General features: G+C 67.2%; 11 protein-coding genes and 1 pseudogene. 4 read left to right on the top strand and 8 right to left on the bottom strand.

Annotated elements, in window-relative coordinates:
• Positions 1 to 55 precede the first annotated feature (55 nt).
• Positions 56 to 2,194, bottom strand: coding sequence for a DUF11 domain-containing protein (locus AC1DCJ_RS05380; protein WP_181406161.1), 2,139 nt, complete (start codon positions 2,192 to 2,194; stop codon positions 56 to 58).
• Between the two features lie 333 nt (positions 2,195 to 2,527).
• Here AC1DCJ_RS05380 and AC1DCJ_RS05375 point away from each other — a divergent pair.
• Positions 2,528 to 2,722: pseudogene (locus AC1DCJ_RS05375) on the top strand (helix-turn-helix domain-containing protein); the annotation flags it as partial.
• 30 nt (positions 2,723 to 2,752) lie between these two features.
• Positions 2,753 to 2,893, top strand: coding sequence for a hypothetical protein (locus tag AC1DCJ_RS05370; RefSeq protein WP_320488980.1), 141 nt, complete (start codon positions 2,753 to 2,755; stop codon positions 2,891 to 2,893).
• 29 nt (positions 2,894 to 2,922) lie between these two features.
• Here AC1DCJ_RS05370 and ung read toward each other — a convergent pair whose 3' ends face one another.
• The 5 genes from ung to rhlB form a co-directional block, all read right to left on the bottom strand.
• Positions 2,923 to 3,630, bottom strand: coding sequence for a uracil-DNA glycosylase (gene ung / locus AC1DCJ_RS05365; protein WP_038685835.1), 708 nt, complete (start codon positions 3,628 to 3,630; stop codon positions 2,923 to 2,925).
• A complete protein-coding gene (locus AC1DCJ_RS05360; RefSeq protein ID WP_038685834.1) occupies positions 3,627 to 4,469 on the bottom strand; it encodes a response regulator in 843 nt (280 codons plus the stop codon). Before AC1DCJ_RS05360 ends, ung begins: the two co-directional genes overlap by 4 nt.
• A gap of 7 nt (positions 4,470 to 4,476) precedes the next feature.
• Complete coding sequence (gene ftsX, locus AC1DCJ_RS05355; protein WP_314402225.1) at positions 4,477 to 5,427, bottom strand: permease-like cell division protein FtsX; 951 nt, start codon at positions 5,425 to 5,427, stop codon at positions 4,477 to 4,479.
• Positions 5,424 to 6,110: a cell division ATP-binding protein FtsE gene (gene ftsE, locus AC1DCJ_RS05350; protein WP_038685832.1), complete on the bottom strand. Its 687-nt coding sequence runs from the start codon at positions 6,108 to 6,110 to the stop codon at positions 5,424 to 5,426. Before ftsE ends, ftsX begins: the two co-directional genes overlap by 4 nt.
• Positions 6,111 to 6,232: 122 nt before the next feature.
• Positions 6,233 to 7,954 (bottom strand): ATP-dependent RNA helicase RhlB, encoded by a 1,722-nt coding sequence (gene rhlB, locus AC1DCJ_RS05345; RefSeq protein WP_038685831.1) that lies wholly within the window; start codon positions 7,952 to 7,954, stop codon positions 6,233 to 6,235.
• A gap of 568 nt (positions 7,955 to 8,522) precedes the next feature.
• Between rhlB and trxA the strand changes: the two genes are divergently transcribed.
• A complete protein-coding gene (gene trxA / locus AC1DCJ_RS05340) occupies positions 8,523 to 8,852 on the top strand; it encodes a thioredoxin TrxA (protein WP_038685830.1) in 330 nt (109 codons plus the stop codon).
• 221 nt (positions 8,853 to 9,073) lie between these two features.
• Entirely contained in the window at positions 9,074 to 10,846 is a 1,773-nt protein-coding gene (rho, locus tag AC1DCJ_RS05335) for a transcription termination factor Rho (RefSeq protein ID WP_478070300.1), read from the top strand.
• A 53-nt stretch (positions 10,847 to 10,899) separates the two neighbouring features.
• Here rho and AC1DCJ_RS05330 read toward each other — a convergent pair whose 3' ends face one another.
• Both AC1DCJ_RS05330 and AC1DCJ_RS05325 read right to left on the bottom strand, forming a co-directional pair.
• Entirely contained in the window at positions 10,900 to 11,967 is a 1,068-nt protein-coding gene (locus AC1DCJ_RS05330) for a hypothetical protein (protein ID WP_478070299.1), read from the bottom strand.
• Positions 11,968 to 12,119: 152 nt separating this feature from the next.
• Positions 12,120 to 14,651 (bottom strand): glycoside hydrolase family 3 protein, encoded by a 2,532-nt coding sequence (locus AC1DCJ_RS05325; RefSeq protein WP_478070298.1) that lies wholly within the window; start codon positions 14,649 to 14,651, stop codon positions 12,120 to 12,122.
• Positions 14,652 to 14,951 lie beyond the last annotated feature (300 nt).

Below are 14,951 nucleotides of genomic sequence, written 5' to 3'. Positions count from 1 at the left end.
TGTCCATCCCCGGCGCGGGGTCATCCCCACGCCCACTGCGGTACCGCCCCGGGTGCTAGTACGCGCCCGGGTTGCTGCTGAAGCTGACCGGCACGCTGATCGTTGCCTGGCCCCCATTGATCAGGTTCACGCCCACGCTGACCGCGTTGCCGCCCACCGCACCGCCACTGGCCGCCGCGCACGTGCTGCCGCTGGTGGCACTGCAGGTCCAGGCGCCCCGCAGGGTGATGCCGTTGGGCAGGTTGTCGGCCACCACGGCATCGGTGACCGGGTCGGGCCCGTCGTTGCGCACCAGCAGCGTGTAGGTGGCCGTGCCGCCCGGTGTGTAGGTGCCGCTGCCGTCGCTCTTGGTGATCGACAGCTCGGCCTGGCGCGTGCGGTTGGTGATGCGGCACACCAGGGTCACGGCGGTGGCGGTCATCGCCGGCGCCTGCAGGGTGAAGCTGCCGCCGCTGCCGGAAGACACCACGGTGTTGTTCTGGTCGGTGCATTGCCAGCTGCTGGCATAGCGCGCCAGCGTGGTGCCGGCGGCGGCGGCTTCGGCCAGCGCGTAGCTGCCGCCGGGCACGGTGATCACCGCCGCGGTGGCGCCGTTGTTGCCCACGTTGCTGGCCGAGCCCACCGTGCTGCCGTTGTAGGTGATGGACAGGTTGAAGCGTCCGGTGTCGCTGGTGGGCTGCAGGTCCTTGACCAGTTGCAGCGTCGCCGCGCAGGCCTGGGTGATGCCTTCCACGGTGAACACCGCCTGGCCGATACGGATGCCCAGCAGCGCCAGCAGGTTGTCGACCAGGCCCCCGAGCACGGCCGTCAGCACGGGGGTGACCAGCACGTTGACGGCGGAGCGGATGGGCGTAAGCAGCGTGTTGACGATGCCGTTGACCAGGTCGGCCACCGGCAGCGGCAGCGGGAGGCCGCCGAGCAGGGTCACGGTGGGGTTGCCACTGGTGACCTGGATGTTCAACGAGTTGACCAGCGTGGACACCATCGTGGCCGCGCTCACCGTACCGGCCGTCAGCGTGCGGGTCTGTGGGTAGGGACCAGTGAAGCTGGCACTCTGCAGCCCTGGCGTGGCGGTGGCGAAGCTGCGCACGCTGACCGTGAGCGGCACGGTGATGTCGGCGATCGGGGTAAGCAGGCCAAGCACGTTGGCCGCCACCCGCACCTTCACACTGAGCGAGGTCAGCGTGGCGGCGGTCAGTGCCGTGTCGGTCAGCACGGTGCTGCGGTTGAAGAAGGTGGCGTCGCTGATCTGGCCGACATACAGGTTCACCAGGCCCGGGCGCGCCTGCAGCGTGACCGCGTTGCCCACCAGGTTCACCGCCGAAATCGAACCTTCGGCACGCGCCACATCGGCATACAGCTGCAGGTGCAGCACGTCAGCGGTGATGCTGGTGTTGGACAGCGACACCCCCAGCAGGTTGAGCCCGTTGAGCGCGGCGCTGAGCGTGCCGGTGTTGAGTCCCTGCACCAGGTCCAGGTCGAGCTTGATGCGGATGGCCGCGCTGTGGAACGCCGCGCCCACCGTGCCGCAGGTGTAGACCGGCGGCTCGATCACCTGCAGCCACAGGCGCACGTTGGCCACACCGTTGAGGCCCAGCGCCGCGGTGTTGACGGTGATCGGCGTCGGCGTGGTGAGCACGTTGCGGAAGTTGTAGAGCTGCACGCCGCCGGTCAGAAGGTCCAGCACGTTCAGGCGCACGGTGGCCAGCGACCCGGTGGGAAGGGCGATCTGCAGCAGGTCGGCCAGGCGGATGTTGCCGGTGGTCCCGGCCACGCCCAACGGCAGTGCGTTGAGCACGTTGGCCGCGGCGGTCTGGCCGTCGGCCTGCAGCACCTGCACCATCGCCGCGCGCAGCTGGCCCAGGGTGATATTGGCGTTGAGCACCTGGCTGGGATCGCTCACCACCACCCCGCCGTTGAGCTGGGTCAGCAAGGCGTTGAGGTTGATGTTGGCGCCGGCCAGGTTGTTCCAGTCGGCCACGCTCAGGTTGAGACTGGTGCCGGGCAGCAGCGCGCCGAACAGCAGGTTGAGCACCGGGCTCTGGGTGGAATCCACCGAGGCCAGCCGCGGACCGGCACTCACGCAGGCACCGGCGGTACAGGCCGATTGCGCACGCGCCTGGCCCAGGCATGAAAGCACCGCCAGTAGTGCCAACAGCAGCCATGACTGCCACCGCACTGACGGAACGTTCACGCCTTTCACATTAACCATACATGCGTCTCCGCCGATTTTGGGCAGAGTTCGACCGTGGCGGCGGAGTTACTCCGTCGTCGTTCTGATCGTGCCTGCCGGTGCCGTTTCCCGCTTGGGAATGCGTTTATGTCCGGTTCGGGCTGATTAATGCGGGGCAACGAAAATTCCGTCAAACAAGACGGCGTGAAATAGGGGGGCAGTGACGCTTGCTGGCGGGTCGGCGTCGGACGATTACCCCGGATATAGCAGTGGACGTAAGCGATTCTGTACACACAGGAAAAGAATCACTTCCAGGGAAGCAGTGCTTACCGAACAGGGAAAGGGGGTCACAAAATGCAGGCCATGTGCGACAGAATCCGGCGAGCCCGACTAACGGCTGGCCTGTCCCAGGCGCAGTTGGCGTTGGCGGCCGGCGTGCGACGTAGTGCCGTAGCGCAGTGGGAACGGGAAGGCGGTACATTCCCGAGCGTGCAACACCTTGCCTGCATCGCAATTGTGACGCAAGTCCATTTTGAATGGCTGGCTACCGGGCGCGGTCCCGGGCGTCCGGACGACGGCGTGGACCTGCCGTTGCCGGAGGCGTTACCGGTAGAAGCAGCACGTACCGCCCAGGAAACCGAGATTCTCTCGTTACTGCGGCGCATGCCCGCGCGCAAGCGCCAGGTGGCGCGCGCGATAATGGAAATGTTGACCGAGTAAACGGGCGGCCGGCCTGTTGCCGGCCCGGATTACAGCGCCGCGCGCGGCGGCAGCGACCAGTCGATGGGCGTCTGGCCGCGGCGCTGCAGGTATTCATTGGCCATCGAGAAGTGATGGCACCCAAGGAAACCGCGGTGCGCCGACAACGGCGACGGATGCGGTGCCTTCAGCACCCGATGGCGGCCGGTGTCGATCACCTTGCCCTTCTGTTGCGCGTAGCTGCCCCAGAGCATGAACACCAGCCCGTCGCGTTCGCGGTTGAGGGTGTCCACGACATGGTCGGTGAACCCTTCCCAGCCGCGCTTTTGGTGCGCACCGGCCTGGCCGGCCTCCACGGTCAGCACCGCGTTGAGCAGCAGCACGCCCTGGCGCGCCCACGGCAGCAGGCAGCCGTGGTCCGGGCGCGGAATCCCCAGGTCGGCTTCGATTTCCTTGTAGATGTTGAGCAGCGACGGCGGCACCGGGACGCCGGGCATCACCGAGAAACTCAGGCCATGGGCCTGGCCGGCGCCGTGGTAGGGGTCCTGGCCCAGGATCACCACCTTGACCTGCTCGAACGGGGTGGCATCGAACGCGGCGAATATCTGTGGGCCGGGCGGGAACACCTGCGCGCCGGCGGCCTTGCGCTGGCGCAGGAAGCTGGACAGGTCACGCATGTCCGGACGCAGCAGCCACTCACCAATACGTGCCTTCCAGCTCGGTTCAAGCTGGATGCTGGGGGTTGCGTCGTCGTTCATCGCACCAGGGGTTTTTCATTGAGCCGCGACAGGCGCAGCTGGAACAGGACCTTGGTTACCAGCAAGCGCTCTTCGATCGGCTTCTGCACCAGGTCGTTGGCACCGGCCTGCAGCAGGCCGGACTGGTTGAGCGGGTTGCCGTCGCCGGTCATCACCAACACCGGCAGGCGGCGTTTGCCGTAGCCGAAATCCACGCGCACGCGCTCGACCACGTCCAGCCCGCTCAGCTCGCCCTTGAGCGTCACGTCGGTGAGCACCAGGTCGATGCGGTGGCTGCTGCGGCCCAGCGATTCGGCGGTGAGCAGCGCGAAGGCTTCCTCGGCAGTCATCACGTGCAGCACGCGCAGGCTCTGGCGTTCGAGCATGCGCTTGGTCGCTTCGGCCACCACGCGGCTGTCTTCGACATACAGGATGGTGGCGCCGGGAATGGTTTCCGGTTGCACATAGCCACGTATGAACGTGGCCAGCGCCTCATGGCCCAGCGCCTTGTCGAAATAATCGGTGACGTAGTCGGTGAAGCGGCGCTGTTCCAGGTGCTGCTGCGCATCGCCGGATACCACGATCACCGGCACGTAAGCCTGCCCGGCGGTTTCGCGGACCAGCCGCGCCAGCGCCAGGCCATCGCCGTCGCTGAGCGTGAGCGAGGTGGTGACCAGGTTCACCGGCCCGGCTGCGAGGGCGTTGCGCGCCTCTTCGATGCTCGCGCAGCCCACCACCTCCACCGCCGGCAATTCGCGTTGCAGCACATCGGCAATCAACTTGCGGACCAGCTTGGAGCCGTCGACCACCATCACGCGCGGTGCATCGTCGACCAGGTGCTTCAGGGCTTGCGGGCGCATGCGGGCCTCAGGTTTCGGTCGGTCGGGTCTGGCGCAGGAAATGCCCCGTCACCAGCCACGCGCCCAGCCAGCCCAGCACCACGGTGCCGACCAGCACGAACGATGAATGCAGCAGATCCAGCCCGTGCAACACGAACGGGCTGGCATAACTTTCAGACAACGCGGCCAGCGGCGGGCGCAAGGCCAAGCCAGCCACGCCGATCAGCGCCAGCGCCACCGCGCCGGCCCCCAGGCCGTACCACGCGCCCAGGTACAGGAACGGGCGGCGGATGAAGCCGTCGCTGGCGCCCAGCAGCTGCAGCACGCCGATTTCCTCGCGGCGTGCCTGGATGTCCAGGCGCACGGTATTGCCCACCACCAGTGCGGCGCCCAGGCCCAGCAGCACCGACAGCACCTGCACCAGGCGCGCACCGAAGCCCAGCCAGGCGTCCAGGCGTTTGCGCCACAGCGCATCGTGCTGCACCAGGTCGGCCTGCGGCAGGCCTTCCAGCGACTGCGCCAGGCGTGCGTCGTCGGCGCCCGCCTTCGGGGTGACGATCAGCAGCGTGGGCAGCGGGTTGTCGTGCAGCGCATCGATCGCCTCGCCCAGGCCGGCGCCGTCGCGCAGTTCCTGCAAGCCCTGCTCCGGCGTCTGCACGGTGACGTTGGCCACATCGGCCCGGCCACGCAACGCATCGGCGACCTGCCCGGCCGCCGCCGCGTCGGTGTCGGTCTTGAGGAACAGGTTGATGTCGCGCGACTGCTGCACGCTGCCGGCGAAATGGGTGAGGTTGTCCAGCGCGATGGACAGGCCCAACGGCAGGGCCAAGGCCAGCGCCATCACCATGATGGTCAGCAGCGTGGCCCACGGCTTGCGCCAGGCACGGCCCAGGCTGAACACCACGCTATGGCCGTGGTGATGCAGCCATACGCCCAGGCGCGACGGTGCTGCAGCTTCCTTGTTGGTGGGTGCGTTCATTCGGCCAGGTCCTGCGGCGAGATGTCGTCGATCAGCTTGCCGTGGTCCAGGATCAGCACGCGCTTGCGCATGTGCCGCAGCAGGGCCAGGTCGTGGCTGACCACCAGCACGCTGGTGCCGCGCTCGGGAAGCTCGGCGAACAGCGCCATGATTTCCGCCGCCAGGGTGGGATCGAGGTTGCCGGTGGGTTCGTCGGCCACCAGCAGCCGCGGTTCGCTGACGATCGCGCGGGCGATGCCCACGCGCTGCTGCTCACCCGCCGACAGCTGCGACGGCAGCGCTTTTTCGCGGTGGCCCAGGCCCATCCGTTCCAGCACCGAGCGCACGCGCTTGCCGATATCGGCGCGGCGGGTGCCGCGCAGGATCAGCGGCAGGGCGACGTTCTCGGCAATGCTGCGGTCCATCAGCAGGCGGTGGTCCTGGTAGACCGCGCCCACCTCACGACGGTGCCGGGGGATGTTGCCGCCACGCACCTTGAGCAGGTTGCGCTCATTGAAGATCACCGCGCCGCGGCTGGGCCGCTCGTCGAGGTGGATCAACTTGAGCAGGGTGCTCTTGCCCGCACCGGAGTGACCGGTGACGAACAGCATTTCCCCGGGGGCGACATCGAAGCTGACGTCCACCAGTGCCTGGTGGCCGCCGGCATATTGTTTGCTGACATTGTCAAAACGCAGGACGCTCATCCCCTGATTATGCAGGACGAGGGTGGCGGCGTGCAGGTGGGGGGGGTGCCGACCCACGGTCGGCACGGCGGGCACGCCACCCGACCAACGGTCGGGTGCCACCCGCTGATCGGCAATGCCGATCAGCTACCGGAGAGCATCCGGCGAATCTTGCGACCGATGCGGGTCAGGAACGACGCGCCCGGATCGGCGGCCGGGGTGCCACGCATCGGCTTGGCGGTCACCTGCACCGGGGTCACCGATGCCTGCGGTGCGGCACCTTCGGCGCCTTCGACCGGACGGCCGTGGCGACGACGACGACGCTTGCGCGGGGCGCGCTCGCCTTCCACGGCCGGGCTGTCGGCGGCGCTCGGGGCGTCAGCCGGGGCAACGGCGGCCTGGGCCACCGCGGCCTGCGGCTTGACCTCACCCTCGACCGGGGCGTCGCCTTCCACGCGCGGCTTGCGCTCGCGGCGCGGCTTGCCGTCGGCACTGCGCTCGCCCGGTGCGCGGCGTTCGCCACGGCCACCGGCCGACGGCTTGCCACCGCGACCGCTGCTGCTGCCACCGCCACGGCGCTGTTCTTCGGCCGCACGCGCTTCGCGTGCCTCGCGGAAGATCTGGCCAACGCTCTCGTTCTCGTCGCCGTCCTCGCCCGCTTCGGCCGGCGCACGTTCCGGGCGCGGCAGCGAGGTCAGGATTTCGCTGGTGACCGCTTCGACCGGGATCTTCTGCTCGATGTAGGCCTCGATGTCCGGCAGGCCCATCGCGTAGCGCTCGCAGGCGAAGCTGATCGCATCGCCTTCTTCGCCCAGGCGCGCGGTACGGCCAATGCGGTGCACGTAGTCTTCGGCGTCGAACGGCAGGTCGTAGTTGTAGACGTACTTGATGCCGTCGATGTGCAGGCCGCGAGCGGCCACGTCGGTGGCTACCAGAATTTCGAGCTGGCCTTTCTGGAAGCGGTTGAGCAGGCTCTCGCGCTTCTTCTGCGGCACGTCGCCGGACAGCACGCCGACGCGGTAGCCGGCCTTTTCAAGCGAACGGGCCACGCGCTCGACGAACACCTTGGTGTTGACGAAGACCATGGTGCGCGCGCCTTCGCTGCGCGACAGCAGGCCCAGCAGCAGCGGGATCTTTTCTTCGTCGGCCGGGAAGTAGATGCGCTGGCGCACGCGCGCGGCGGTGATCGACTCACTTTCCACCACCAGCTTCTGCGGCTCGTTCATGTGCTCATAGGCCAGCTCCAGCACGCGGTGGCTGAGCGTGGCGCTGAACAGCAACGTCTGGCGCGTGCTGCGCTCGGGCATGCGGCGCAGCAGGAAGCGGATGTCCTTGATGAAGCCCAGGTCGAACATGCGGTCGGCTTCGTCGAGCACGCAGATTTCGCAGGCGTGCAGCGACACCACCTTGTGCTGCTTGACGTAGTCGATCAGGCGGCCCGGGGTGGCGATGATGACGTCCACGCCCTGCTGCAGGATCTCGCGCTGCTTGTCGTAATCCACACCGCCGTAGACCAGCGCGAAGCGCAGGCCCAGGTCCGAACCGAACTTGACCGCATCCTTGTGGATCTGGATGGCCAGTTCGCGGGTGGGGGCCAGGATCAGCGCGCGCGGGTCTTCCGGCTTGCGGTCGGCCAGTGCCGGGCGGGTCAGCAGGCGGTTCACCACCGCGACCAGGAAGGCCAGGGTCTTGCCGGTGCCGGTCTGGGCCTGGCCGGCGACGTCGCCGCCGGGCAGCGCGACCGGCAGGGTCAGCGCCTGGATGGGCGTGCAACGGGTGAATCCGGCTCCTTCAAGTCCGGCCTGCAGGGCCGGGTGCAGCTCGAAGGAGGAGAAGGTCAAATCGGTCAGCGGTTTGTCGCTCATGTGTCCGTCTTGGTAAGGCCGCCCCGGCAGCGGTGCGCGGGAGGCTTGCAATCTTGGGGGGCACCGTCGCCATTGCGGGCCCTGCGCCGGGGTTGGACGGGGCCGGACCTACCGGTCCAGGGGCGCCGCACAATGGCGCAGTTTAGCGCAATGTCGGCGCCAAACCGGCCTCCGCCGTCGCAAGGATGGCTGAGACAGCCCGCCAGAGGCCGGCTGTCACCGTCGGTCCCCGGTATCGACCCGTCGGTTTTCACATGTTTTCACCGCGCCTGCCGCCAGTTGAACGCGCGCGCCACGGCCACTGGAGGCGGTCGCACACGGCCGCATATAGAGAAGGACTGCCCCATCAATGCAGGGCGCCAATCACGGGATGCTGGGTTTCAGGCAGCACCTGCCCGGCCGCGACGATAGGGGTACACTGCCCGCCGTGAGCGACCAGGCATCCACCTGGCGCACCGCTGGCCGCCCTCGCGGCCACGAGGCAGCAGACGCGGACGGCACCTTCCGGTGGCGTCCAAATTCAACCTCCTCCGGCTCGGCCGGGTGCATTTCCAGACGAGAAACCAAGATGAGCGACAAGGTTGTACATGTCGGCGATGCCGACTTCGATAGCGCAGTGCTGAATTCCAAGGAACCGGTGCTGGTCGATTTCTGGGCCGAGTGGTGTGGTCCGTGCAAGATGATCGCCCCCGCCCTGGACGAACTGGCCGACGCCTACAACGGCCGCGCCAAGATCGCCAAGGTCAACGTGGACCAGAACCGCGCATTGGCCGCCAAGTACCACGTGCGCTCGATCCCGATGCTGCTGGTGTTCAAGGACGGCCAGGTCCAGGCGCAGCAGATCGGCGCGGTCGGCAAGGCCCAGCTGGCCGGCATGCTGGACAAGGCGCTGGCCTGATCGCAGCAGGCAGCCGGCCCCTGCCGGCTGCCCGCGGGGCCTGCCCCGCATGAATGACCCTGCCCCACCCGGCTTGCGCACCGCCGCGAGCCGGTGTTAGTGTCGGCAGCATCCGGCCGCATTCGCGCGCCGCATCTTCTGGACGACGTTCTTTCCAGAATCCTTTCCCAACGTTCGCTGCCCTGCCGGGCGCTCGCACCTTCTAGCGAGGAATCCAGCACTTGTCCGATATCACTACTTCCGAACCCGGGAGCGCCGACGCGCCCGCCGAGAAGCGCGTGCGCAAGCCGCGCGTCGCCAAGGCCGCCGCCAACACCGCTGCCGAGGCAGGTTCTCCCCCCTCCCAGCCTGCACTGCCCCTGGCTGCCGCGCATGACGCGCCGGCGCCGGTCGCCGCTCCGTCGGCGCCGCAGCAGGCACCGTCCGCCTCTACCGGCGGCGACGCCTCTGCCCAGGGCAATGCGCAACAGGACACCGGCGACGGTGGCCAGCGCAACCAGAACGGCAACAACAATCCCAAGGGCGGGCAGAACCCGTACCAGCAGGGTCAAGGCCAGGGCCAGAACCAAGGTCAGGGTCAGGGTCAGGGCAACCGCCGTGATCGTTTCCGCAATCGCCGTGACCGCAATCGCGGTGGCGATCGCTACAACGACGACGGCATGCCGCAGGACAACGGCGAACAGCAGCCGTTCGTGCGCAGCCAGCAGGCCAACGTGCCCGAAGGCTTCCCGGTCTATTCGCTGAGCGACCTCAAGCGCATGCCGGCGCAGAAGCTGCTGGAAATTGCCGAGCAGCTGCAGATCTCCGAAGGCGTGGCACGTGCCCGCAAGCAGGACGTGATCTTCGCCCTGCTCAAGGTGCTCACCCGCCATGGCGACGGCGTTGCCGCCGACGGCGTGCTGGAAATCCTGCCGGACGGCTTTGGTTTCCTGCGTGCCGCCGAAGCCAGCTACCTGGCCGGCCCGGACGATACCTACATTTCGCCCAGCCAGATCCGCCGCTTCAACCTGCGCACCGGCGACCACCTGTCCGGCCGCATCCGCTTCCCGAAGGACGGCGAGCGTTACTTCGCGCTGTCGATCGTGGACACCATCAATGGTGAGCCGCTGGAAGCGTCGAAGAACAAGGTGCTGTTCGAGAACCTGACCCCGCTGTTCCCGCGCAAGCGCTTCACCCTGGAACGCGGCAACGGCTCGTCCGAAGACATCACCGGCCGCATCCTCGATCTGATGGCACCGCAGGGCAAGGGTCAGCGTTCGCTGATCGTGTCCCAGCCCAAGGCCGGTAAGACGATGATGATGCAGCAGGTGGCCACGGCGATCACCACCAATCATCCGGACGTGCACCTGATCGTGCTGCTGATCGATGAGCGCCCGGAAGAAGTGACCGAAATGCAGCGCACCGTGCGCGGCGAAGTCATCAGCTCCACCTTCGACGAGCCGGCTGCGCGTCACGTGCAGGTGGCCGAAATGGTGATCGAGCGGGCCAAGCGCCTGGTCGAGCACAAGAAGGACGTGGTGATCCTGCTCGACTCGATCACCCGCCTGGCGCGTGCCTACAACAACGTGGTGCCCAGCTCCGGCAAGGTGCTCACCGGTGGTGTGGATGCCAACGCCCTGCACCGTCCGAAGCGCTTCTTCGGCGCGGCGCGTAACGTGGAGGAAGGCGGCAGCCTGACCATCATCGCCACCGCGCTGGTCGATACCGGCAGCAAGATGGACGAGGTGATCTACGAAGAGTTCAAGGGCACCGGCAACAGCGAAGTGCACCTGAGCCGTCGCATCTCTGAAAAGCGCGTGTTCCCGGCGATCGACATCAACCGCTCGGGTACCCGTCGCGAAGATCTGCTGATCGAACCGGAACTGCTGCAGAAGATCTGGATCCTGCGCAAGCTGCTGCATCCGATGGATGAAATGGCCGCGATGGAATTCCTGCTCGACAAGATGAAGAACACCAAGTCCAACGACGAGTTCTTCGGTTCGATGAAGCGCTGATAGGCGCTTCAGGCGAACAGAAAAAGGCCCCGCATCGCGGGGCCTTTTTTGCATTACATGCATACATCGCGCGGGTCCAGCCCCAAGGCGCGGCACACGCGATCATGAACCCGTCTCGCACCGCGTCGCTTCGACGTGATGGCGTACAACCACATCGGCATGGGCGGAATGAAGTTCTCCCAGTCATCGATCTGCAACCGTCCGCGCAGCGCCTTGAGCAGCAGTCGTGATTCCTCGTTCGCACCGGCGAAGTACGCAGCAAGCGCGAATGTTTCAAGGCATACCCCATCATAGGCATCGTCACTGCGGGTGCCGATTTCCCCGATGCGGGCAGCCAATGTAACCGGAGTAGCGTCGGCCCATTTCAGGAGGGCGCGGCGCAACCACGCCGCGACCGCATCGTCGGCAAGGTGTCCGGCGATCTTCCGGATATCGGTGATCTCTTCGGATGTAGTGAACGCGTCATCCAGTATGGCCTGCGCCGCCACGACATGCGAGCAGCTCCCGGCAGGTGCGTGCTCCACGATCCAACCGGCGAACTGCACATGCTCGTCATGCGATCCACCCCACCTGGGAAGGGTTCCCCGGGCATACTGATGAATGGCGGGACCGTGAAAGTGCCCTGCCTCAAGCAGCCGGTTGAGCCAGGCATCGCGCTGTCCTTCACCGATGCCTATGACGACGTCACAATGAATCAAACCCGCCAACGCCATGGCGTTGTCCGGATCGTGTTCAACGATCCGGACAAACTTCTCGTAGGCCTGTGCCATGATCTTCGGATAGCGTCTTCGGCGCAGGAAAGAAATGGCATTCGCATAGGTCTCGCCCCGCACCGCCCACGCGCCCCAAACATCCATGTATGCCTCTATCAGCGGGGGATGAGGGGAGGATGGCTGCTGCGCAGACCACGTCGTCAGCCAGTGAGGGGCGCGGCGATCCCTGCATATGCGCCACACCAGAGACTCATACGTCTCGGCCGGCAGGCTCGCCAGCACGGCATCGGCAGAAGCGAAGTCGCCGTCCTGCAGGAGCTGCTGCGTCCGTGCAAGATGCGGCTCGATGAAATGCGGGCGGTGCACCGCATAGGGCATGACCCGCAGCGTTTTCAGTAGGCGTCGCATGAACGGCGGGTCTCTTCGAAACCCACGATTTTGAGCGGCGACATCCCGTGCTGGCCATGCAAAAAGTTGCAAATGCACCACCCCACCAACATCGGGACCCGGCGCAGCGCCGCAGAGCTACGCGGCGCTGGCCAGCATCCGACGGTGGCGCGTTACGGGCAGCGCACCACGCCCGGCGCCTTGTCTGCATTCACCGACACGCGCACCTGGGTGAACGCCGCGGCAAACGGTGTGTCGGCACTCACCACGAACGGCGCTTCCACCGCGCCCAGGTCCACGCCGCGTTTGGCAAAGCACGCCAGCGGCACAGTCACGGTCTGCTTCTGGCCCGGCGCCAGCGTGGTCAGCAGCGGCGCGATATCCACGCCGCCTTCGCACCCGGTGCCGCACTGCATGCTCACCGTCACCGGCGATGTCGGGCGCTGCACCAGCTGCACGTCGAACTGCAGCGCGCCATGGTTGCGCGCCAGCGCCCCCAGGTTGCGCCGCGAGGTGCTGCGTGCGATCAACTGCGCCGGTGCCCGCCACGTGACTTCCTTGGCATCCTGCTGGGTGTTCATCTGCACGGTGCGCACCTGCACCACCGGCGTGGCGGTCGGCCAGCGCAGCGTGGCATTGAGGTCGTTGCCCAGCGGCTGGGTGGCACCGTTGGCGGCCACGTGCAGCGCGAACGGCGGGGTATCGGCGCGGTTGAAGATCGGCAGCGTGGTCACCTCTCCGCAGTTGTCCGGATTGGCTTCGGGCAGGCGCGTCAGCGTGCCGGGCGCGGTGTAGGCCAGGCCGTGACCCAGCGCGAACAGCGGCGGACGCTTCGGGTCGGGCCGGTCAATCGGTGCCGGGCACGGCACGCCCGGCCACGGGAAGCTCAGCCGGCCGCGGAAGTCATGCGCGGGCTTTCCGTCCTTGCCCGCCACCAGCACGTCGGTGATGCCACGGCCTTCGTTGCCCGGCAGCCACGCGGCCACGAACGCCTGGGACAGGTTGAGCAGGTCGTTGGTGTACATCGGGCGGCCGGAGAAATACACGGTCACCACCGGCTTGCCGCTGGCCTGCGCCGCGCGCAGCACGGCCAGGTCCTGCGGATAGGCACGGCTGTGGCTGACCGAATCTGAGGCCAGGATGTCGCCGTTGGTTTCGGCGTAAGGGGTTTCGCCCACCACCGCCACCACCACATCGAACCTGCTCGGATCCAGCCCGGTGCCATCGGCGCTGTAGGCCACCTGCTGCGATCCCAGCTCGGCGCGCAACGCACCCAGTACCGAATCGGCGTTGGGGAAATCGGCGTTGGTGTTCTCGGTACCCTGCCAGGTCAGCGACCAGCCACCGGCCTGGTCGGACAGGCTGTCGGCGCTCTTGCCCACCACCATCACCCGCACGTCGCGACGCAACGGCAGCGCGCTGCCTTCGTTCTTCAGCAGCACCAGCGACTCACGCACCGCCCGACGCGCCAGCGCGCGGTGCTGCACGGCGTTGGCGTCACCGGCGTAGCGGCTGTCCGACGGGGTGTGCTCGAACAGGCCGGCGCGCAGCTTGACCCGCAGGATGCGGCTGACTGCATCGTCGATGCGCGCCATCGGGATCTCACCCTTCTCCGCCTGTGCGATGGTGTTGGCGATGAACGCCTTCCAGTCGTCGGGCACCATCACCATGTCGATGCCGGCGTTGATCGCCTGCGCGCAGCTGTCGTTACGGCAGCCCGGCACCTGGGCGATGCCGTTCCAGTCGGAGACGACGAAACCGTCGAAGCCCATTTTGTCTTTCAGGGCATCGGTGAGCAGCGCCTTGTTGCCGTGCATCTTGCCGTAGTCGACGCGGCCGGTGCGGTCGTTCCAGCTGTTGAACGAGGCCATCACCGTCTGCACGCCTTCGCCCAGCGCACCGTAGTAGCCCTGCCCGTGCACGTTGACCATGGTGGCCTTGTCCACCAGCGCCTCGCCCTGGTCGCGGCCGTTGTCGGTCGCCCCGTCGCCGATGTAATGCTTGGCCGTGGCCACCACGTTGCCGTCGTCGCCGAAGCGGCCCTGCGCGCCCTTGACGTAGGCGCGTGCGTACTCGCGCACGCGTGCCGGGTCGGACGAGAAGCTCTCGTAGGTGCGGCCCCAGCGCGGGTCGTGCGCCACCGCCAGAGTGGGCGCGAACACCCAGTCGATGCCGGTGGCGCGGGTGGCGCGTGCAGTGGCCTCCCCGATGCGCTCGACCAGCTCGGCATCGCCGGCCGCCCCCAGGCCGATGTTGTGCGGGAACAGCGTGGCGCCATGGACGTTGTTGTGGCCGTGCACCGCATCGGTGCCCCAGATCACCGGCACCGGCGTGCGTGCGTCGGTGGCCAACGAGGCCGCGCGGTACGCGTCGGCCAGTTTCAACCAGTCCGCGACAGTGGCGTGCTTGTTCATGCCCGGCCACGACCCGCCGCCATTGAGCACCGAACCGATGTAGTACTGGCGCACCTGCGCCGGGGTGATGGTCTTGATCTCCGGCTGGGTCATCTGCCCCACCTTCTGCGCCAGGGTCATCTGCGCCACGATCTGCTTCACCCGCGCCTCGATGGCCGCATCGCTGGCAATCGCGCTGGTCACCCGCGGCCAGTCCTGCAGGCGGTCGCCACTGGCGGGCGCAGCGGCCACCGGTGCGGCCAGGGCCAGCAGCAGGCAGCTGCCAAGAAGGGTCTTGTTGGGGCTGTTCACGGACAACTACCTCCGGTGGAATGACGCGCGATCGGGGTGGGCGCCGCGCGGATGACGACCACGCGCGATGGGCGACGACGGGGTGCCGGCGAGGATGTGGATCGGTTCAACGCCCCTGTCTGACAGCGCTGTCATACAAACACCCGGCAACGCTGTCAACCGCGGGAAGGCCCGCGCGGGACGTGCGCCCTGCTACGACGGGCATTACCGCGCGACCGCTTGCATCGATCTCATGCTGGGTGTTGCAACGCCGCACGAAATTCAACGGCGCGCCACAAGTCATCGCGGCATGGCACCATC

Source organism: Stenotrophomonas sp. 10N36 (assembly GCF_056395005.1).
Note: the sequence above shows the minus strand (reverse complement) of the source record. Positions and strands in the feature narration are given on the sequence as shown.

Coding starts and splice junctions, on each gene's coding strand:
- ung (WP_038685835.1), bottom strand. CDS start 3,630: ATGAACGACGACGCAACCCCCAGCATCCAGCTTGAACCGAGCTGGAAG.
- AC1DCJ_RS05360 (WP_038685834.1), bottom strand. CDS start 4,469: ATGCGCCCGCAAGCCCTGAAGCACCTGGTCGACGATGCACCGCGCGTG.
- ftsX (WP_314402225.1), bottom strand. CDS start 5,427: ATGAACGCACCCACCAACAAGGAAGCTGCAGCACCGTCGCGCCTGGGC.
- ftsE (WP_038685832.1), bottom strand. CDS start 6,110: ATGAGCGTCCTGCGTTTTGACAATGTCAGCAAACAATATGCCGGCGGC.
- rhlB (WP_038685831.1), bottom strand. CDS start 7,954: ATGAGCGACAAACCGCTGACCGATTTGACCTTCTCCTCCTTCGAGCTG.
- trxA (WP_038685830.1), top strand. CDS start 8,523: ATGAGCGACAAGGTTGTACATGTCGGCGATGCCGACTTCGATAGCGCA.
- AC1DCJ_RS05330 (WP_478070299.1), bottom strand. CDS start 11,967: ATGCGACGCCTACTGAAAACGCTGCGGGTCATGCCCTATGCGGTGCAC.